The sequence below is a fragment of the Bradyrhizobium sp. 195 genome (assembly GCF_023101665.1).
GTDB lineage: Bacteria > Pseudomonadota > Alphaproteobacteria > Rhizobiales > Xanthobacteraceae > Bradyrhizobium.
Window position 1 is genome coordinate 6,811,419 of record NZ_CP082161.1, and the last position, 19,485, is coordinate 6,830,903.

Annotated in this window: 16 protein-coding genes and 1 pseudogene; 6 read left to right on the plus strand and 11 right to left on the minus strand. The window is 65.2% G+C overall.

Going from position 1 to position 19,485, the window contains the following annotated elements:
- Positions 1-39: 39 nt before the first annotated feature.
- Entirely contained in the window at positions 40-726 is a 687-nt protein-coding gene (locus tag IVB26_RS31755) for a hypothetical protein (RefSeq protein WP_247968959.1), read from the minus strand.
- Between the two features lie 37 nt (positions 727-763).
- Here IVB26_RS31755 and IVB26_RS31760 point away from each other — a divergent pair, with 37 nt between their 5' ends.
- Complete coding sequence (locus IVB26_RS31760) at positions 764-967, plus strand: hypothetical protein (RefSeq protein ID WP_246931114.1); 204 nt, start codon at positions 764-766, stop codon at positions 965-967.
- 870 nt (positions 968-1,837) lie between these two features.
- On the plus strand, positions 1,838-2,113 hold the full coding sequence (locus IVB26_RS31765; RefSeq protein ID WP_247968960.1) for a hypothetical protein: 276 nt from the start codon (positions 1,838-1,840) through the stop codon (positions 2,111-2,113).
- Between the two features lie 27 nt (positions 2,114-2,140).
- Here IVB26_RS31765 and IVB26_RS31770 read toward each other — a convergent pair whose 3' ends face one another.
- The 5 genes from IVB26_RS31770 to IVB26_RS31790 all read right to left on the minus strand — a co-directional run bounded on the left by IVB26_RS31770 (position 2,141) and on the right by IVB26_RS31790 (position 7,228).
- Positions 2,141-2,935, minus strand: coding sequence for an adenylate/guanylate cyclase domain-containing protein (locus IVB26_RS31770; protein WP_247968961.1), 795 nt, complete (start codon positions 2,933-2,935; stop codon positions 2,141-2,143).
- A gap of 141 nt (positions 2,936-3,076) precedes the next feature.
- Positions 3,077-4,267 carry an adenylate/guanylate cyclase domain-containing protein gene (locus tag IVB26_RS31775; protein WP_247968962.1) on the minus strand — a complete coding sequence of 397 codons (1,191 nt, stop codon included), beginning with the start codon at positions 4,265-4,267 and terminating at the stop codon, positions 3,077-3,079.
- A 115-nt stretch (positions 4,268-4,382) separates the two neighbouring features.
- Positions 4,383-4,967: a HutD/Ves family protein gene (locus tag IVB26_RS31780; protein ID WP_247968963.1), complete on the minus strand. Its 585-nt coding sequence runs from the start codon at positions 4,965-4,967 to the stop codon at positions 4,383-4,385.
- 79 nt (positions 4,968-5,046) lie between these two features.
- Positions 5,047-6,255 carry an ABC transporter substrate-binding protein gene (locus IVB26_RS31785; RefSeq protein WP_247968964.1) on the minus strand — a complete coding sequence of 403 codons (1,209 nt, stop codon included), beginning with the start codon at positions 6,253-6,255 and terminating at the stop codon, positions 5,047-5,049.
- 25 nt (positions 6,256-6,280) lie between these two features.
- Positions 6,281-7,228, minus strand: coding sequence for an alpha/beta fold hydrolase (locus IVB26_RS31790; RefSeq protein ID WP_247968965.1), 948 nt, complete (start codon positions 7,226-7,228; stop codon positions 6,281-6,283).
- 92 nt (positions 7,229-7,320) lie between these two features.
- Here IVB26_RS31790 and IVB26_RS31795 point away from each other — a divergent pair, with 92 nt between their 5' ends.
- From IVB26_RS31795 to IVB26_RS31805, 3 genes and pseudogenes are all read left to right on the plus strand, one after another.
- A complete protein-coding gene (locus IVB26_RS31795; protein ID WP_247968966.1) occupies positions 7,321-7,845 on the plus strand; it encodes a MarR family winged helix-turn-helix transcriptional regulator in 525 nt (174 codons plus the stop codon).
- Between the two features lie 189 nt (positions 7,846-8,034).
- Positions 8,035-8,168 (plus strand): annotated as a pseudogene (locus IVB26_RS31800) (VOC family protein); the annotation flags it as partial.
- A 186-nt stretch (positions 8,169-8,354) separates the two neighbouring features.
- Positions 8,355-9,167, plus strand: a complete 813-nt coding sequence (locus tag IVB26_RS31805) for a class I SAM-dependent methyltransferase (protein ID WP_247968967.1) — start codon at positions 8,355-8,357, stop codon at positions 9,165-9,167.
- A 268-nt stretch (positions 9,168-9,435) separates the two neighbouring features.
- Here the strand turns inward: IVB26_RS31805 and IVB26_RS31810 are convergent, their stop codons facing one another.
- Together IVB26_RS31810 and IVB26_RS31815 are read right to left on the minus strand one after the other, a co-directional pair.
- Entirely contained in the window at positions 9,436-10,992 is a 1,557-nt protein-coding gene (locus IVB26_RS31810) for a L,D-transpeptidase (RefSeq protein WP_247968968.1), read from the minus strand.
- A 256-nt stretch (positions 10,993-11,248) separates the two neighbouring features.
- Positions 11,249-12,685: a lipopolysaccharide biosynthesis protein gene (locus tag IVB26_RS31815; RefSeq protein WP_247968969.1), complete on the minus strand. Its 1,437-nt coding sequence runs from the start codon at positions 12,683-12,685 to the stop codon at positions 11,249-11,251.
- 321 nt (positions 12,686-13,006) lie between these two features.
- On the opposite strand from IVB26_RS31815, the gene IVB26_RS31820 reads away from it, so the two are divergent.
- Entirely contained in the window at positions 13,007-14,092 is a 1,086-nt protein-coding gene (locus IVB26_RS31820; protein ID WP_247968970.1) for an endo-1,4-beta-xylanase, read from the plus strand.
- Positions 14,093-14,099: 7 nt separating this feature from the next.
- On the opposite strand, the gene IVB26_RS31825 is transcribed toward IVB26_RS31820, so the two are convergent.
- The 3 genes from IVB26_RS31825 to IVB26_RS31835 all read right to left on the minus strand — a co-directional run bounded on the left by IVB26_RS31825 (position 14,100) and on the right by IVB26_RS31835 (position 19,406).
- On the minus strand, positions 14,100-15,050 hold the full coding sequence (locus IVB26_RS31825) for a DUF6492 family protein (protein WP_247968971.1): 951 nt from the start codon (positions 15,048-15,050) through the stop codon (positions 14,100-14,102).
- A gap of 95 nt (positions 15,051-15,145) precedes the next feature.
- On the minus strand, positions 15,146-15,940 hold the full coding sequence (locus IVB26_RS31830) for a protein-L-isoaspartate O-methyltransferase family protein (RefSeq protein ID WP_247968972.1): 795 nt from the start codon (positions 15,938-15,940) through the stop codon (positions 15,146-15,148).
- A 1-nt stretch (position 15,941) separates the two neighbouring features.
- Positions 15,942-19,406, minus strand: a complete 3,465-nt coding sequence (locus IVB26_RS31835; RefSeq protein WP_247968973.1) for an AAA family ATPase — start codon at positions 19,404-19,406, stop codon at positions 15,942-15,944.
- Positions 19,407-19,485 lie beyond the last annotated feature (79 nt).

Below are 19,485 nucleotides of genomic sequence, written 5' to 3' on the forward strand. Positions count from 1 at the left end.
CGGCCATCGTTCCCTTGAGCGAACCAGTCGTCCAATCGGTCAGTTTCCGAACAGGTTGACGGCGCCGCCCTGCCGGGGCTCGTCGCCGCCGAATGCCATCACTGGCGCTTCGGCGCGCTGCTCCGCTTGCGGTTGCGAATTGCGCCTTGCGGCAGCGAGCCGCTTTGCCTTCCGTTCCGCAGCGCGCTTGCGGCGATCGCGTTGGTCGGCCTCGGCCTTCCCCGTGTCGGCTTTCTCTGCCTTGTCGGACGACGCTTGCCGCTTGTCGGGCGAGGCCTGGGTCTCCCTTGCGGGCGGCATCGGCGGGGTTGCAGCGGCCTCCGGAGCGGATGCGGCTTGTTGTTGCGGCGGCGCCTTCGGTTCGGCCGCCTCGGCTGAGGCCGGCAGGACCACGCGAAGAGGTGACGGCGCTTGCGCGGACGCTCTCGACTCGGCGCGGCCCGGATCCTTCAGAGCGGAATTCGCCATCATCAGCCCGCTGCCGAAACCCACGCCCAGGATCAGGAAGGTGGTTCCGACTCCGGCGAAAAAAATGCTTCCGTTCGATGGCATGACCGCGTCTCCAAAATTCACCGAACGAACGCGCGAATCCTGCACCTGTTCCGACCCGGGAAAAACATGCAAGGCGGTTCCGACGTCATCAAAGCAGTTGGCGGGGCTCAAGCCTTCAGACCAGCTTGGGCCTCTCGATGGAGCTTCATCCTCTTTGAAACGATCAGCCTTCACGCATGTTTTTCCCGATTGGGATACAGCGAGGCGCGCCATGGACAAGGATCGCGGCAAGGACACCGGCAAGGATACCGGACTGACACCGGACGATTTCCCGATCGAAGCCGACAAGGACAAGCTCAGGACTCACAAGGGCGAGCCAGTGGCCTCGGCCGAGTCGGAGCAGATTGCGGACCAGATGGCCGAACGGCTCAACGAGCATGCTCACCAGGAAGAGCAGGACCGCTGGTCGGCGTGAGGCGCGATGCGACGAGAATGAATGGCCGTCGTGCTTCAGCTTACTCGTTCAAGCATGATGTATCGGAGAAGCGCTGCGCACTTTTCCGGATCGTGCTTCAGGCACCTCCTGCCGGCGCAACGCCCAACAATAGGAATCAGGAATAGGAACCTGGAATAGGAACGGAGCAACGTTGCCGGGCATTAGGCCGCGCCGGCGTTTCACAATTCCGGCAAATGGCGGCCTCGGCTCAAAGTCCCGCCCCCTGACCAGCGCCGAGGTCGCCTGTCGCGTCATTCGAGAACTCGTTTTTGTCGCCGTCCAAGACATCGAGCGGGCCGATCAAGCGGAACGCGGCATGGCGACGGGTTGCGCGGTTCGTTCCCCCAGCAGCTTGCCGGTGTTGCTGTTGGCGAAGTGCAGCGACATGCAGGCCGGGCACCTCACGGCCACGTACTATCCGCCGGCCCGGAACTCTCGGACCGCTCATCGTCGATCCGATGCTGGACGTTCATGCCGGTGCGCGGGCACCTGAAGAGGATCTGGCGCTGCATGTCCTGATTCATGCGCCCGAACCGCCGCCGCCGAAATTGCGGACGATTCCTTAGGGGCCCTCCCTATGTTTGCGATGGGTCAAGGCGAACGGTTTGCGAACCGCTAGGCTCTGGATGGCATCGGGCGCGCTGTCGCTCCGGTGCCGAACGAAGCGGAGCCCGGACTCCTAGGCACTCCGGGCGCCGCTTCGATGACAGGCGATCACGATCAGGGAGCCGGCCACGAGCGGCTTCGATGGCAGGTTCGATGGAACCGGCCCGACGGCGCCGTACGGTTGGCACGACCCGCCGCCGGGCACAGGCCACCATCGTGACCGCCTCGATCAGGAGAGCAGCCATGATATCCGCCAATCTCGATGATCTCACCGCGCTGGTGCGCTACGCGCTCGAGACGACGCGCGCCACCGCGGTCTGCCCTTTTCACGACGATGTCATCATCCGCGTGGGCGACGACGCCGCCGAGAGCCATGCTTACGAGCGCGCCAAGCGAATCCTGGCGAGTGACGGCACGGCTTTCGACGGCAACGCTCTGAAGGAAGAGATCGGCCGCCAACTCGCCATCGCCGCGGACGGGCGATGCCCGAAATGCGACCGGACCGATCCGGCCCGCTAAGGCGCGCGGCGCCGCGTTCAAACCCGCTCAATCCTCCACCCGGAACAGGCGCCATCGCGCCGGCACGCCCTTGAGCTGGTGCACGCCGTGATCCCTGAACCGGATCTCTGACTGCGCCATCAGGTCCCTGACCGCGCTCGAGACCAAGACCTCGCCGGCGCGCGCTTTGGCGGCGACGCGCGTGCCGATGTGAAAGGCAAGGCCCACCATCTCGCCCCCGCTCACCTTGTATTCGCCCGCATGCAGCCCGACCCTGATGTCGAGCCCCAATGTACGCACCGCCTGGCGGATCGCGGTCGCGCAGCCGACCCCGGCCGCCGGCGCCTTGAACGTCGCCAATATGCCGTCGCCCGTGGTCACGACTTCCTTGCCGCGCGAGCTCTTCAGCTCCTTGCGCACGGCGGCGTAATAGTGGCCCATGATTTTGGTCCAGCGCGCATCGCCGAGCTTTGCGGCTTTTGCGGTGGAGCCGACGATGTCGACGATCAGGATCGTGGCCAGCGCCTGCTTGAGCTCGGCGCTGCGCTCGGCCGATCGGCGCTGAAGCACGATCGATCCGGCCATCGGTTCATAGCGATGGTTACGGCGCCGGGCGATCGCGGCCTTGGCATAGTCCTGGGCCCGTTGCACGGTGCCGCAGCGAACCGTCTTCTCCTGCGGCAGACGTGTCCAGTAGACCCTTCGCCCATCGCCGGCGCCCTGAACCTCCACGGCGCCCCACTTCAGGAAGACCGCCGGGCCAACCCGCCTGACGCACCACGCCTTCGACGTGTACCCCGACACATTCGACTGATGGACTCCGATGCGAAGGAATTTGGGCATGTACGTGCGGCCGATCGAAGGAACGTCTGGACTGGCTGGGACAAAGCGTAGTCATCCGTTCCCGCGTTGGCAACAAGCCAAGCTTCGGCTGGAAGGCTGACCTTTGGCCCGTGGCCGCCGCCGGGCGGCTTTTCACGTGCGTCACCCCTGATAGGCGAACAGCTCGATCGGATCGCTGAAGCCGCGCACCTCGTGCTTGCCGACGTGCTCCAGCTCGAACTTCGGCTCCACCAGTTCCGCGAAGTCGCGTGACAGCAGCACCGTTCGTCCCAACTGCTTGGTGAGGGCTTCGAGGCGGGAGGCCATGTTGACGGCAGGACCGATCACGGTGAAGTCGAGCCGGCTGGTTGATCCGATATTGCCGTACATGACGTCGCCGACATGGACGCCGATGCCGTAGTTCAGCGGCGCGCGGCTGGTCGCACTGTTTCTTTCATTCAGGGCGGCCATGGCCTGACGGGCTTCCGTCACGGCATGGAGCAGATTTGCGCAGGCGTCGGGCGCTTGAAGCGGAAAGATCGCGAGCAGGCCGTCGCCGATGAATTTCAGGATCTCGCCGCCGTGCCGCGCGATCGGTTCGGACATCGCGTCGAAATAATCGTTGAGCAGATCAATGACGTCGTCGCGCGGCCAATTGTCGGAGATTTTGGTGAAATCACGCAAGTCGCAGATCATGATCGCGGCACGGACCGTCGTGCCGGTGCCGCGCCGGGTCGCGCCTGCCAGGATGAGCTCGGCGGCATGGGAGCCGACATAGGTCTCGAGCAGGGTGCGCGCGAAGCGGTTCTTGATGCGGATCTCGCTGACCAGCGAAAGCACCGGCAGGAGCTTCTTGAGGGCGGCGATATGCGCGTGATCGAAGCCGCCGGGCCGGTCGGTCGCGAAAGTGATGAGATGCCGCTTGCCGAGCGTATGGTAGAGCGGCCATGCCACATAGTCGGTAAGGCCCAGCGATCGCATCTCGTCGTAGAGCGCGTGCTTGCGGCCGAGCGAGGGGTCCCGTTCGAGATTCTCCCGCACCTCGGTCGCGCCCTCCTGCATCTCGTTGGCGGCGCTGCCGATATATTCGGACCGCTCGCGAACGTCGTAGTCGACCAGTGCAATCTCCGCCTCCCGCATTCCGTCGGACCAGATGAACCGGGCGCCAAGCCATTGCGGGTGATTGATGAGGATGTGAAGCGTCGACCGCTTGAGCGGAATGCCCACCTGCTGGAGGCGGATGCACATTTGCGCGAAGATGTCGTCGATGAAGCGCTCGTCGCGCGTGCCGTTGGTCAGCCAATCGACGACGCCGTCTGCTTGCGTGGGGGCATTGTTGTCTGGCGCGTTCATATCCTGCCCTTCAGCGGCGGTCTGCATCGCTGCACATATCGTGCCCCGGCTCCGCCACGTCAACCTAGCCAGTTGCATGGATCGTGCGCACCCGCGCAACCGGCGCTGCTGCCGCCTAGCCGCTGAGCCGGATCGACGCCAGCACGGCCAGACCCGAGACGAGCGTGAGCCTTGAGGCCGCGGTGAGCTCCACCTTCAGCGTGTCTTCGTGCGAAAGTGAAAAATCCTTAAGCCCGAGGCGAATGCGGCAATCGCCGCGGGCTGCGTAAACCAGATGCGTGCCGGCGGCAAGCGGCCGCTCGCCGGGCTCGCGCAGCGCCACGAGCGCGATCTCGGCAGCCCCGCGCCGCGCCATCAGGTTCACGACCTCGACGGGCCCTGCCTCGAGTGCGGTCACGATCTCCGTCTCGCCGGTGAAGCGCACCGTCGTAAAAGGTTCACGCTCGTCAAAATCCTGCGCGGGCGACTTCAGCACCAGCCCGCGGCCATTGACGACCATCTGCAAGCGGTTGATGCCGGGCATATGGGAGAACGGACCGGGCGCCACGATCGGCGTGCTCGCAAAGCGCCAGAGCAGGCTGCTCCAATCCTTCGCCGGCGCATCTTCGCGCCAGGCGCCCGCAATGTCGGTGAAGATGCCGCCGCCGTTCTTCCAGGGCGAGCGGGTGTAGTCTTCAGGTTTGAGCAGCGTGGTTTTCAAGTGTTTTGAGGCCCCCGGAAAAGCATGTGGTTGCGCATCATGCGCGGGATCGGCCGGCTTGCCAACGGGTTTGTCCGGCTCAGCGGCTCACGCGACTGGCCTGCGAACATTTGCTGTCCGCGAGCGGCCAGACCGTCTCTTCGGGCGGAATTTTGCGCACGATCTCGAAATAGTCCCAGGGGTATTTCGAATCCGACGGCTTCTTGACGCGGACCAGATACATGGTCCGGATGACGCGCCCGTCCTCGCGGATTCGGGCATCCTCCGAGAAGACGTCCTCGATCGGAAGCGCCTTCATGGCCGCCGCAACCCGGTCAGCGTCATCGGTGCCGGCGCTGGCGATGGCTTTGAGATAGTGACGCACCGCGCCGTAGACGCCGGCGTGCAGCATCGACGGCATCATGCCGGTCTTCGCCATGAACGCTTTCGACCAGGCACGCGTCGCCTCGTTCATGTCCCAGTAGGACGCCGTGGTCAGGTAGGTGCCTTGCGCGTCCTTGAGGCCGAGCGCGTGCACATCCTGGAGAAAGAGGATCAGTGCGGCGAGGTTTTGGCCGCCCTGCACCAGCCCGAACTCGCCGGCCTGCCGCATCGCGTTGACCGTATCGTTCCCGGCATTGGCTAGGCCGATCACCTTGGCGCCCGAGGACTGCGCGCTCAGCAGGAACGATGAAAAATCCGGCGTATTGAGCGGATGGCGCACGGCGCCCAGTACTTTGCCGCCCGAGGAGGTAATCACGCTGGTCGCGTCCTGCTGGAGCTGATGACCGAAGGCATAGTCCGAGGCCAGGATGAACCAGCTGCTGCCGCCGGCCTTGACAACTGCGGATGCGGTGCCGTGCGACACGGCGTAGGTGTCGTAAGTCCAGTGAAAGCCGTAAGGCGAGCACTGCTCGTTGGTGAGCGCCGTCGTGCCGGGACCGGAATAGAGGACGATCCGCTTCTTCTCGCGAGCAAGGCCCTGCACCGCGAGCGCGACGCCGGAATTGGGTACGTCGACGATCGCATCGACATCCTCGACATCAAACCAGCGGCGCGCAATGGCCGTACCGACATCGGCCTTGTGCTGGTGATCGGCCGAGATGATCTGGATCGGCTTGCCCAGGACCTTGCCGCCGATTTCGTCCGCGGCCATCTCCGCGGCGACCAGGGAGCCCTTGCCGGTAATGTCGGCGGTGACGCCGGCCATGTCGGTCAAGACACCGAGCTTGACGACGTCGCCGCTGACTTGCGCCTGTGCGGCCACGGGAAGCGCAAACAGCAACAGAGCGCGCGCAATCCATTTCATCTGTCGTCCCTTTCGATGCGAGGTCTCAGCACTTGAGGGCGTCGAGCCAGGCCAGGATCAGGGCCGCGAGATCGTCGCTGTTGTCCTCGATCATCATCATGTGACCGTTCCCCTCGATGTCGCGATCCGGAAGCCAGACGAACTCCGCGCCGAGATAGCCGGCCGTCGCCGCATCGACGTCGCGCGGGTGCCGCGGATCGCAGTCCCCGGTCACGATCATGACCGGCGTGTCACGCAGACGTTCGGGATCGTCGATCCTGAGCCCGCGCCCGCCGATGTTGAAGCGCTCATTCAGGATTCGCGCGCTCTCCGGCGCGAACGAGCGGCAGTAGTTTTCAAAGGCTCGCTGCGGAAAGCGCGGCGTGCCCGCCCAATAGGCCGCAGCGAATTCCGCCGTCAGCCGCACTGGCCTCGTCTCATCCGAATAGACGGGATGACCGACGCCGGCGTCATCGCGCAGAGCGAGAATCGCCGCGGGATCGTCGGGCAGGTCGCGCAGCAGGTTGGCCGGCGGTCCCGGCGCGATGCCGATCACCGCGCGAACGAGATCGGGGCGCCGCTCCGCCATCCACCATGCCATCGGCCCGCTCGCCGAATGCACCAGCAGCACGGAAGGGCCGATCTGCTCGATCAGCGCCAGCAGCGAGGTCGCGACGTCAGCGGTCCCCAGCCGCGGAAAATCCGCCGGTTGCGGCGAACGGCCGTGACCGGGCCAATCCGGCACGAACACGTCCCGGCCTGCCGCCGCGAAACGCGGCGCCCAGCCCGGCCGTCCGTCCGGCGTGGCGAGATAGCAGGTCCCGGTGTGGCCGGCGCCATGGATCATGACGACCGGCGCCCTGCCCGTGGCAGGCCGCGGCGATTGCAAATGGTCGACATAGACCGGATGAGCCGGCGTTCCCGCATAGAAGCACCGAACCTCGCGCTCGCACGACCGGTCCATCGCCTTCCGGCCGGCGGCCGCCACCTCCATTCGATCCTCCACAACCATCGACGGCGGCCGTTCTTGCGGCCATACGCCGATGCTAAGATCATGCTGAACCGGAATCAACCAGAAAGTCACATATGAGACTATCTCGAAAGTCGACGCGCGGCACGCAAAAGAGCGTTTCACCGGAGCGGGAGCCGCTCTCCGCAGTGGTCGGCGGCACCGAACTCCAGATCGCCTACAGGATGGGCTACGTGCTGAACTTCTACCGCGAGCCGTCGTTTCGACGGATCGAGATGGAGCTCGACCTGACGCGACCGGAGATCGTCACACTGATCTTCCTGAATTATCGCGAAGGCGTGACGGCGAGCGAGATCTGCGAATTCTCCGGCCATCTCAAGGCCAATATCAGCCGCGGCATCATCGCGCTGGAGAAGAAGAAGCTGATACGGCGCGCCGCCGACAAGACCGACAGCCGCCGCCAGCAATTGTTCAGGACGGCGGCCGGCCGCGCGCTCTACGCAAAATACATCCCGACCCTGCGCGAGCGGGAGCAAGCCATGCTGGCCTGCCTCACGCGCACCGAACGCAGCGAATTCGAGCGCCTGCTCGACAAGCTCGCCGCGCACGTCCCGCAATGGGCCGCGCTCGACGAACTCTGAGGTGGAGCAACAGAGCCGACTACGCGTCACTCGCCCTTGCCGCCCTTCAGCTTCGGCAGCGTCTCGACGAACTTCTGCTTGCCGTCGACGATCTCGGACGCGGGCATTGAGGTCAAGTGAGCAAGGCGGGCCATCGCATATGAAGACGAGCATGGCTGGTGTCTCGCTTGCGGCCATCCTTCGAGACGCCAGATCGGCGGCGACAAGGGGCGCTTTGCCTATTTCGACACCCAGGCCCATCCGGGCACGGTGATCGAGATCTCTGACGTCAGTGGCACCAAGGGGCCGTTTTCGAGAAGGTCCGGCAGGCCGCGATGAGCTAGGACGGCACGCGGCCGATCCGCGAGGTCAGCGGGGCAAAATCGTAAGGCGCCATCACGGACCTCGCCAATGCTGTCCGAGAGCGCGCAAGGCGATGCAGGAACGGGCGGGGTTCACGTCATTGCTGGCGCGGTAGACGGCAATCCATGGTAAGGTGAGCCCCGCATTCGAACCTGCAGCGAGGCAACATGTCCGACACTGACAAGGTTTTCGCCGGCTCGATTCCGAAAATCTACGACGAGTATCTCGTCCCGATGATCTTCTCCGTCTACGCGGAGGACATCGCACGGCGCGTCGCCGCCCGCACTCCCTCCGCGCTGCTCGAGATCGCCGCGGGCACCGGCGCAGTGACGCGCGCCGTGGCGGCGGCGCTGCCGCGCGGCATCCGTTATGTCGCGACCGACCTCAACGAGCCCATGCTCGCGGTCGCCGCACAGCGCCAGGCGGATGACGATCGCATCACCTGGCGCCAGGCGGACGCAATGGCCCTGCCCTTCGGCGACGCCGAGTTCGACGTGGTCTGCTGCCAGTTCGGCGCGATGTTCTTTCCCGACCGCGTCAAGGCCTACGGAGAGGTCAAGCGCGTGCTGAAGCGCGACGGCACATTCGTATTCAATGTCTGGGATCGGATCGAGGACAATTTGCTCACGCATGAAGCCACGATCGCGCTGGAAAAATTGTTTCCCGACGACCCGCCGCGATTCATGGTCCGCACGCCGCACGGCTATTACGACAAGACCGTCATCAGAACCGACCTCGAACGCGCCGGCTTCCGCGACATCTCGATCGAGACGCGATCTGAAATCAGTCGCGCGCCGTCGCCCGAATACGTCGCGCTCGCCCTCTGCCAGGGCACGCCGCTGCGCAGCGAGATCGAGGCAAGGGATGCCAGCAAGCTGCAGGCTGCGACCGACATCGTCGCCGAGACGATCCGTTCGCGTCATGGCGCCGGACCGGTGGAAGGCAAGATTCAGGCTATCGTGATCGAAGCGCGACCGTAGCTGCCAGGCGGAATGGCTTTACCTTGAATCGATCGTCGCGGCTCGTTCACCTCTCCCGCTTGCGGGAGAGGTCGCGCCCCGGGCGATGCGAAGCATCGTTCCGCGCGCGGGTGAGGGCTTTCTCCTCTTGGGGATTGTCCCATTGCGGACAACCCCTCTCCCCGACCCTCTCCCGCAAGCGGGAGAGGGAGTGCACCTCGGTCGTTGCTACGATTGGGACTCGTCCCGCCATGCTTTGGGCCGCGCCGCGGCGGGCGCGCCCTGCGTCCTACCACCAGCTCCGCTGCATCGGCTGCGTCGACTGATAATATTGGTACTGGCCACGCTGCCGGCGCGGATTGGCCGGCTGTACGTAGGGATCACGCTGGTAGAAGAAGCCGAAGCCGTTGCCGCCGTTGTCCCAGCCGTCATCACTGGCGATCATGGCAGGCGCGGTCGGCTTGCGCGTGATGAAGCCGCCTTGCGGCTGGTTGCTGAGCACCGCGACGAATTCGGTACGGTAATTGGTCTCGCTGCTCAGCGGCTCGTCCGAGATGATGATCGAGGAGCGCGGCAGCGCGGTCGGCCCGATGCGATCCCACACCTCCTGCGGGATGGTGATCCGGTCGAGCGCATTCCTGGCCTCGTCGCCGTTCTCGATCGTGACCGCGCTCCAGCGCAGGCCCGTATCGGTCTTTGCCATCGCGGTGAAGATGTGCGTGCCGATCGGCTGGTCGGGATTGTGGATCCTAACGGGAACCTCGATGCTGGTATCGAACACCTCGCCGCCACCATCGGGCGCCGGCTTGTGCGTGTTCCGCCGGACGTAGAGCTTCTGTGTCGCGCGACTGATGTAGACCGAGACCGGCTCGAGCGCGAGCTTGGCGTCGGTCGCAGCCTTCACGGCCTCGGCCTTCCTGGCCGCGGCGGCCTTCGCGGCCTCCTTCGTGGCGGCGACGGCATCGCGCTTCGGCTGCGCGACGGCCTTGGCGGCATCGAGCTGCGTTGCCGCGTCGGCGGCCCTGGTCGCGGCCTTCTGCTTCAACTCCTCCGCCTTGGCGCGGGCCTGGTCGGTTTTTGCGTTCGCGAGCGTCTTGTCAGCGAAGGCGAGCTCGGCGTCTGCGCGGGCCTTCTGCTGTTCGAGCTTGCGCAGCGATGCGGGGAGCGAGGCGGCTTCCTTCGCGGCCGCTGATGCGGCCTTCTTGGCCTCGTCGGCGACCCGAATCGCCTCGTCGGCTTCGACGGAGACCTTGTCGACACGGCTCGGCGCCGCCGCGATGGCTTCGCGCTTCGGCGTGAACAGCAGGGGATGAGCGATATCGATCGGGGCCGCGTCCTCGGGCGAGATGATCACCCGCATCCCGATGTTCGTCTTGTCGAACAGATTCTCGGCAAAGCCGAACGGCATGCGCACGCAGCCGTGCGACGCGGCATAGCCGGGCAGCGGTCCGCCATGCAGCGCGATGCCGTTCCAGGTGATGCGCTGCATGTTCGGCATCCAGGCATCGTCATACATGGTCGAGCGGTGATCCTTGTCCTTCTCGACGATGGCGAACACGCCGGCCGGCGTCTCGCGTCCCGTGGTCCCGGTCGACACCGGCGCGCGCAGGATCCAGCCCTCGGCATCGTAGAAAGTGACTTGTTGACCCTTGATCGACACGATCGCCATGATCGGCTCGCCGGCCTGCCGCTGCGCCACCGCCTCAGCCGGCTGGCGCGCCTGCTTGGCCGCCCCGGCTGGGGTCAGGGCGGAAAACGCGATCATTGCCGCCAGCGTCACAAGTCCGGGAGGGCCCCAACGCCGCATCGCCAAGGTGGATTGCGCCGTCGTCAGTCGGTTTTTCATGCCATCCTCGGTCGAAATGCCAGTCCGCTTGGGCCGGTCACACGTCAGATTGCGATCACGGGATTAAGAAATCGCAGCCGCCATACGTTCCGTCTGTGGCAATATTCGGCTCGTTCCGGCGACAATTCTCTCATATACGACCGCTTGGGCAGGCGGAAGGCGGTTAACAGCCGGCTGGTCCGAGGCTGGTGGCCTATCGCTGCGGCAGAATGTCCGCCTCTGCCGGGCGAAGAGGCCCACGCCCAACCGGGGCGCGTTAGACGCCCACGGCCTTACGGTTGAAGGTCCGCAGGAAACGCAGCGACAGCGTCCGGACATTGGCGACGTTGAGGAGCCAGGCGGTCGCGACATAAGCAAGGCCGCCGGCGAGGCTGACGATGACGAGCGCCACGAGGCCGGTGCCGCCCGCTTGCGATCGCGCGAGCAGGATCGCAGCCGCCATCGCCGCAGCCGAGACCGCGACGCCGGCGAGACGGCCGAGGTCGAACGGGACCGGATGGGCGCGATGCATCAGGGCGACGGCAACGAGGAAGCCGATCGCCTCGGTCGCCAGCGTCGCCAGCGCCGCGCCGTAGATGCCGTAACCGGCGACCAGCGCGACCATCAGGACCACGCTGACCACCAGCGTGAGAAAGGATTGCGCCGCCAGCATGAAGGGCCGCTCGGCGAGCTGGAAGCTGATCTGGACGTAGAACTGATTGGCAATACCGAAGAAGCGGGCAAGCACCAGGGTCGGCAGCAGCGCCGACACGCCGGCGCGGAAATCGACGCCGACGAGCGTGCCGGCGACCTGATCCGCGGCAAGCGCGAGCCAGACCGCAACGGGTGTGACGACGATGAGCAGCAGCTCGAGGCTCTCGGTCAGCCGCTCCCGCGTCGTCTCCTTACTATTCTCGGACAACGACCGGAACACCAGCGGCACGGTCGCCGCGGCGACGCTCGACGCGATCATCACCATGAACTGGCGCGGCAGATCGGCGGCGACGCCGAAGATGCCGGCGGCATCCTTGCCGAGCAAGTAAGCGACGATGAGCCGGTCGCAAGCCGAATAGACCGCAACAGACAATCCGGCCAGCGTCAGCGGCAGGCCGTAGCGCGCCAGCTGCATGAACTGGCTGCGCTGGAAGCGCGCGACCTTGGTGCGATCGCCGACAAGGTTCAGGATGATCCCGGTGAGCGACCCCAGGCCGAACGCGGCAAGCAGCCCCAATCCGCCCCAGCCGAGCCAGATGCCGAAGAGGCCAAATCCGACGCTCGACACGCTGCGCACGATCGAGATCGCGGCAAACCGGTAGGGACGCAATTTGGCGCGTTCGAACTCCTGACCGACATCGACGGCATTAGCCATGATCGCGACGAACATGCTGGCAAGCAGCAGCTCGACACTGACGTCGCTGCGGAACAGGAAGACCAGCGGGGTCGTCGCGCAGAGCACAGCAACGGTGAGCCCAAAGGCAACCATCGCCGTGCCGCGAAAATCCACCTCCGCCGACATCGCCTGATAGCGGGACACCGACAGCTTGATCCAGGCAAAGAAGATCGCGCCCAGAATGCCGGCGAGGCTGATACCCACGACATAGACGCCGTACTCCGCCGGGCTCAGCAGCCGCGTATAGGCAGTGACCGCGAAGAAGCCTACCGCCGCAGGCAGGATGTAGGCGACGAGATAAATCGAGAAATGGCGGTTCAGCATGCGAGCACGGGACCGGCAAGGGTCTTGCGAGTGTGGCGGCCGTTCATCAATGGGACCATGGCGGGGCGGACGAACTGCGCCGCAACATCGCTCAAGAGTGTCACATAAGTCTGCAGATCGGGTGGCGAATGACGCTTTGAATCCGCTTTCGCGTGTTAGCGTTAAATTTGCCCTTCTTGGATCGGCAAGCCTTGAGCAGCAAGGCGCGATCATGGAAGGAACCAGGACTTGCAGACGTCAGAGGTTAACCCAACAAGGCAAAACCCCGGCGTCGCAAGGCTCCGCTTGGTACGATGGTGCGTTGGTTCGAAAAGGACTGCCGTGACCAGGCTCGACAGACGCGAATTTCTTCTTGGCGGCGCCGCAGCGCTCGCGGCGGGCGCAGCGCTCGCGGCGGGCGCATCGGCGTCGGCCGTGCCGGCATCCAAGCTCGCGCAACGTCATCAGGGTTTTGGCGCGGCCGCCACGCTCTGGGACCTGCAAGCCGATCCCAGGCTCGGCGAAGCCATCAGCACCTATTGCACGCAGGTGGTGCCGGTGCTCGAGCTGAAATGGCCGATGCTGCGGCCGAACGCACACACGTTCAACTTCGAGCGCGCCGACGCCATCCTGGATTTTGCGCGGGAGAACGATCTGACGATGCGCGGCCACGCGCTCGCCTGGTATCACGACATTCCGGACTGGACCAAGCAGATCAAGGCGACCCGCGGCGTCGAGCGCGCCTATCTCGACCACATCGGCACCGTCGTCTCCTACTACAAGGACAAGCTGACGTCGTGGGACGTCGTCAACGAGCCGATCCCGGACAATCCCCGCAGTCCAAAGGACCGGCGCGACACGTTCTGGACGCAGCATCTGGGTCAAAGCTGGATTCCGCTGGCCTTCCGCACCGCGGCCGCGGCCGATCCTTTCGTCAAGCTCGCGATCAACGAATATGACATCGAGTCGGCCAAGGACTCGTTCATTGCCAAGCGCGCAGCTTATCGCAATCTGATCATGGACCTGCTCGACCAAGGTGTTCCGCTCCACGCCGTCGGGCTGCAATCGCATCTGCATGCCGAGCTCGAGATTGACACCCACGGGCTCGCCGAATTCGTCACCGAGCTGCGCTCCTGGGGCCTCGACGTGCTCGTCACCGAGCTCGACGTCGACGACCAGAAGCTGACGGGCAATCCGGCGCAGCGCGACGCCATCGTCGCCAAGCGCGTCGACGATCTCCTCACGGCGATCTCGACCAGCGGACCGGTGCGCTCGATTCTGACCTGGGGTCTCTCGGATCGCTACAGCTGGATCAACGGCACCTTCGCCCGCGCGGACAAGCAGCCGAACCGCCCGCTGCCGCTCGACGGAGAGTTCAAGCCGAAGCCGTTCATGGACGTCATCGGCAAGTTCACAAAGGACACCTGACGCGAGCTCAGCTGCGCGTTGGCACCTCGAGCTCGGCTGCATCGTCGATGTGATCGGGCGACAGGCTCGGCGCGCGACGGTCGCGCGAACTGAGCTGGAACACGTCGCGGATGTCGTCGATCGAGGTCGACGAATAGGACTGGATGCAGAGCGCGACCTGTTCGGGGGAGGCTGTGCGGATCAGCGCTTCGATCGACGGGCGGTCGAGCGGCGTATCGTCCCAATGCGAGACTGCGATGCTGTCTTCCGTGACCCGATGGGACGCCAGATGCGCGGGTGAGTTCGCGACGAAATGGCCGTACATCAGATATTCCGAGAACTTCTTCTTCCGGCACAACGCCAGAACCCAGTTCAATCCCGTTGCCGACTTGATGGCAGCGGTCATCGCGCGCGCAGTATCCCTGTCCCAGACCAGGGCGTTGCCGACATAATCGTCGGCGGGGAAGGAGCGGTCCTTGATGCCGAGCAGCTGATCGACCGTGCGCAGCCACAGCCCATGCAACGGGTGGTCTGCGCCGATGTCCTTCGGCGTGACGAACAGCGGCGCCTTCTCAGCCCCGGCATATTTGCCGACGTCGAATTCGCGGAAGAACAGATTGTCCGAATCCAGGATGCAGACGCGCTGCTCGGGCGCGTTGAGCACGCCCGCAATCTTCAGGATCTGCTGGATGTGCCAGCCGTGGACGGGTGACGACAGCAGCGACAGCCAGACGCGCCGCTTGCTGATGAACTGAAGTGCCGGCGGCAGCGCGAAAAGCCATTTCGGCAAATAGCGCGACGCCGGAACGATGACGCGCCTGTCGGACGCGAAGCGCTCGAACAGCGGCATATCCTCATCGTTAACGAGAACATAATGCCGCGTATATCCCGTGAGCCAGGTGTCGATACTCTCGCTGAGCAGCGAAAAGCGTTCGATATCCTTGGCGTAGCTGGCAGTCAGCAGGGCGACGGAATGCATGGCGCGCGCTCAAATGGCGATCAGGCCGCACTCATAGCCGTCTCGGGCGGCGTTGGATACTTGCATTCGCAATCAAGGTAAAATGAAACGAAGAATTAGCCATCCGACGGCAGCCCCTGCGCGAGCCTGCGAAAGCGCAGCGGCGCCAGCGCAGATGCGCGCTGCCACCAGTCGGCGACGCGGTCGTCGAGCGCGGTGGTGCCGCGGCCGTGGCCGGGGAAGATCCGGATCTGCTGCACCGCTTCGGCCTGAAAACCCCTGCCCTTGCGCGTGATCTTGATGACTGCGCCCTCGCGGTCGCGCTGGGTCAGCGGCACCAGCAGGCGGCCGCGCGGACTGAGCGACCGGAGCCAGAGCGGATGCGGCTGCGAGAAGCCGGCATGCACGATGATCACGTCGGCGACCTCGCCGAAATCCTCGCATCCGTCGGCGCGCACGACCGCGACGTTGTCGTAGGGTATGAGATAGCGCGAGGCACGAACCGCGAGCCGCTCATCGCATTCGATGGCGATCACCCTGCCCTTGGGGCCGACCATCCCAGCCAACACCGCCGAGAAATAGCCGAGCCCGCAGCCGATCTGGACCACGCGGTCCCTTTCCCGGATATCGAGCAAATCGATGAAATGCGCCCACAGGCTCGGCAATCCGGTGTCGAGCCTGCGGCGCGCGTCGATCGCGACCAGCACATTGTCGTAGAGATGGACGGGATCGGCACTGGGCGTCAGCCGGTAGCTGCGCGCCGCCTCGCCCTTGATGCGCCAGGGCCCTTTTCCCAGAAATGCCTCGCGCGGAACAGCGGCGAGCGCTTCGAGCAGGCGTGGCGAGGTAATGCCCTCGCGCCTCGCAATCAACGCGACGTAACGCGCGCGCGCAGCGGCAAGATCGCTCATATCACGGAGCGGCCCGTTCGTGGACCGGTGCGTCCGCGCCGAGCTCGTTGACGAGCTGCATCGCCTGCTTCAGGTCCGGCGTATTAAAACCCTCGCTGAACTTGGCGAGAACGGGCACGAGCAGGAGACGCGCATGCTCGCGCTTGCCGGCGTCGAGCGACAGCCGCGCCAGACTGACGGCAGTGCGAAGCTCCCAGGACAGCGCGCCCTGCTTGCGCGCGACCTCCAGCGACAGGGCGAACAGATCCGCAGCCTCCTGCACCGAGCCCGGGTCGCCGTCCGACATCGTGATCTCGCCTTGCAGGCGATAGACTTCGGCGAGATAGGAATGATCGCCCGTGCGTCTGGCGGTCGCGAGCGCACCGTCAAGCGCGCGCAAGGCCGCCTCGCGCATCCCGACCTTGGCATAGGCCTCCGCCAGCAGGCAGCGGAACCAGCAGCCGGCGAGCCAGGAATCCATCGCCTCGTACTCGTCGAGGCCGAGGCGCATCTGGCTGAGGCCTTCATCCGCCTCGCCGAGTTGGGCCAGCGCCCAGCCGCGCAGGATCGCAGCCTGCTGCTTCCAATGCAGGAAATTGTGTTCGGTGGCGATGATCATGGCGCGGTTGGCGTGGTCGCGCGTGCCCTCGACATCACGCAGATGCTGGCAGAGATAGGCGCCGAACACGAGCGCGAAGGCGAGCGTGAAGGGATGGCGGATCTTCTCGGCATTCGCGATCGCCTGCTCGCTGTGCTGGCGCGCCGCGTCCGGCCGGCCGAGGAACCACAAGAGGTAGCCGAGATAGGACAGCGAGACGACGCCGGGATCGGTGCCGTGCCGCTCCATCAGATCGGAGTGCAAATCGGGGCTGTAGAGATTGATGCAGCGGTGCAAATGATGTTGGGACGCAGCAAACCGCCCGCGATAGAGCATGGTCATCGCGATCGAACGGTGCGCCTCCATCAGATAGCCGGTCTGCTGCGCCGGCTGCGCCCGTTCGTTCAGCCGCTCGCGCTTGGCGAATTTCAGCAGCTCGACGCTGAGATCGTGCGCGCGGGTGAGATCGGCGCGGATGAAATGGCAGACCCACAGGCCGCGGGTGGCGGCAAAAGCCTTTTCGTCGTCGTCGAGCTGCTGACCGAGCTCGAGCGCGCGGATGTAGTTCTCCTCGACCTCCTGTACCGCATAGCCCTTGGCGGAGATCAGCGCATTGCCGAGCGCGATGCGCAGATCGAGCTCCATCTCGTCTGCGCCCTGCATGCGCGCATTGGCCTGCACGACGCTGAGGCCACGGCGCAGGTGACCGATTGCCTCCAGATTGGCGCCGCTCCTGGCCGCCTGCTTGCCGGCCTTGAGCCAGAAGCTGGCGGCGCCCTCGCTCTGGCCGGACTCGGTCAGGTGATGGGCGAGCAACTCCGGTTCGCGCTCGGTCTTCTCCGGATACATCTCGGCGAGCACCTGGGCGATCCGCGAGTGCAGCTTGCGCCGCTCGCTGTGCAAGAGGCTCGCATGCGCGGCGTTCTGGATCATCACGTGCTTGAAGGAATAGAGCGCATCCGGCGGGTGGCCGCGGCGCATGATCAGCCCCGCCTGCTCCAGATGATTGAGCGCGGCCTCGATCTGCTCGGCCGGCGTGTTGGCGACGGCATGCAGCGTTTCGTAGGAGAACTCGCGGCCGATGGTGGCGCCGATCTGGGCGATCCGCTTGAACGGGCCCATGCGGTCCAGCCGCGCCATCAGCGAGTCGGTCAGGGTTGCCGGGATCGCAAGCTGCCGCCACGGGCCCGACAGGACGTAGCGCCCGTGCCGCTCGGTCAAGAGGTTGGATTCGAGGACGGTTTTCGTGAGCTCTTCCAGGAACAGCGGCACGCCGTCGGTCTTGACGATGATCTCCTCGACGACCTCCTTGGGCAACTCGCGTCCCGCGACGCGCTCCACCAGCGTGGTGCGCAACTGCCGGCTCAGGCGGTTGAGCACCAGCGTCGTGATGTGCGAATGCGCGTTCCAGCTCGGCTGGAATTCGGAACGCGCGGTGACGATGACCAGGATCGGCCGGTTCTGCACCCGATCGACCAGGAGGTCGATCACCTCACGGGAGGTCGGATCGATCCAGTGCAGATCCTCGAATGCGATCACGAGCGGCATCTCGCGCGCAAGGCCCAGGAAGTGATTGACCAGCGCCGCGACGGTCGCATCCTTCTGCTGCTGCGGCGACAGCTCGAGCGGCGGATAGCGGTCTGCGGTCGGTATCGACAGCAGCGCGGCAAACAGCGGCGTAACCTGCTCGATGTCACCATGAGCGGCGGCGATCGCGGTCTCGAGGCTCGTCAGCGACAGTGCGGACGGATCATCGCGGTCGAGGCCGAGAGAGAATCTGAGCTGCTCGGCGAACGGATAGAGCGCCGTGGACGTGTGATAGGGCGAGCACTGGAACGAGACCTGTCCATGGCGGTCGCCCGAGATCCGCTCGAAGATTTCCTGGATGATGCGCGATTTGCCGATACCGGGCTCGCCGAACTTGACCACGACCTGGCCGTCGCCGTCCTTGACCTGGTGCCAGCGGCCCATCAGCAGCGCGATCTCCTCCTCGCGGTTGACGAGCGGCGTCAGCCGCGTGCCCATGGCGGCGGCGAAGCGGGTCTCCACCCGCGAGGCGCGCATCACGTGCCAGGCCTGCGCCTTCTCGGAGATGCCCTTCAGATCATGGACGCCGAGATTGCGGAACTCGAACTTCCCCTTCAGCAACGACTGGGTCGAGGCTGAGATCACGACGCCGTTGGGCGGCGCCAGGCCTTGCAGGCGCGCGGCGAGGTTGACGGTCTCGCCGACCGCAGAGTCGCGCTCTTCGGTGCCCTGCCCGACGAGGTCGCCGACCACGACGAGGCCGGTTGCGATCCCGATGCGTACGGCGGGGGAGTGGCTGAGCGCGCCACGTGGCTCGATCGCACGTGCGGTCGACAGCACCCGCACGATCTCGAGCCCCGCGCGCACCGCGCGCTCCGCATCGTCCTCATGTGCGGTCGGGTAGCCGAAATAGACAAGGATACCGTCGCCGACGAAACGGGCGGCAAACCCCTCGTAATGCTTGACCACGCGGACGCAGGTTTCGCGGAAGCTCGCGATCATGTCGCGGACGTCTTCCGGATCGAACTGCACGGAGAGCGAGGTGGAATCCACCATGTCACAGAACATGGTGGTGAGCTGACGCCGTTCGGCGCCGACCTCCGTGCGGGCTTGCGGCCGCACCGTCGTCGCGGGCGCCTGCGCCGTTTCCGCCTGGAACAGCGCCGCCATCGCCCGTTGGAGCCGCTTGCGATCGCCGAGCGGCAAACCGAGCTCGGCCAGATCGGATTCGGTCAGGTCGCCCATGACGTCGAGATCGAGACGGTGCTGTGCGAAGAGATCGGAGTAATGGCCAAGGCCGATGCCTTCGAGCCAGCGCTTCAGCCCGCCTTCTGCTCCCGTGTCCGGCTCATTCTCCAGCATGGTGATTCTGCCCGACCCTAATTCCGTCGAAGGGCTTTAGGGCGCCTCAACCACAGATTTTGGGCCCAAAACTTCACCT

Bases quoted from the DNA above. Each gene is read 5' to 3' on its own strand.
- IVB26_RS31760 (WP_246931114.1), top strand. From the start codon at position 764: ATGGACAAGGATCGCGGCAAGGACACCGGCAAGGATACCGGACTGACA.
- IVB26_RS31765 (WP_247968960.1), top strand. From the start codon at position 1,838: ATGATATCCGCCAATCTCGATGATCTCACCGCGCTGGTGCGCTACGCG.
- IVB26_RS31770 (WP_247968961.1), bottom strand. From the start codon at position 2,935: ATGCCCAAATTCCTTCGCATCGGAGTCCATCAGTCGAATGTGTCGGGG.
- IVB26_RS31775 (WP_247968962.1), bottom strand. From the start codon at position 4,267: ATGAACGCGCCAGACAACAATGCCCCCACGCAAGCAGACGGCGTCGTC.
- IVB26_RS31785 (WP_247968964.1), bottom strand. From the start codon at position 6,255: ATGAAATGGATTGCGCGCGCTCTGTTGCTGTTTGCGCTTCCCGTGGCC.
- IVB26_RS31790 (WP_247968965.1), bottom strand. From the start codon at position 7,228: ATGGAGGTGGCGGCCGCCGGCCGGAAGGCGATGGACCGGTCGTGCGAG.
- IVB26_RS31795 (WP_247968966.1), top strand. From the start codon at position 7,321: ATGAGACTATCTCGAAAGTCGACGCGCGGCACGCAAAAGAGCGTTTCA.
- IVB26_RS31805 (WP_247968967.1), top strand. From the start codon at position 8,355: ATGTCCGACACTGACAAGGTTTTCGCCGGCTCGATTCCGAAAATCTAC.
- IVB26_RS31810 (WP_247968968.1), bottom strand. From the start codon at position 10,992: ATGAAAAACCGACTGACGACGGCGCAATCCACCTTGGCGATGCGGCGT.
- IVB26_RS31815 (WP_247968969.1), bottom strand. From the start codon at position 12,685: ATGCTGAACCGCCATTTCTCGATTTATCTCGTCGCCTACATCCTGCCT.
- IVB26_RS31825 (WP_247968971.1), bottom strand. From the start codon at position 15,050: ATGCATTCCGTCGCCCTGCTGACTGCCAGCTACGCCAAGGATATCGAA.
- IVB26_RS31830 (WP_247968972.1), bottom strand. From the start codon at position 15,940: ATGAGCGATCTTGCCGCTGCGCGCGCGCGTTACGTCGCGTTGATTGCG.
- IVB26_RS31835 (WP_247968973.1), bottom strand. From the start codon at position 19,406: ATGCTGGAGAATGAGCCGGACACGGGAGCAGAAGGCGGGCTGAAGCGC.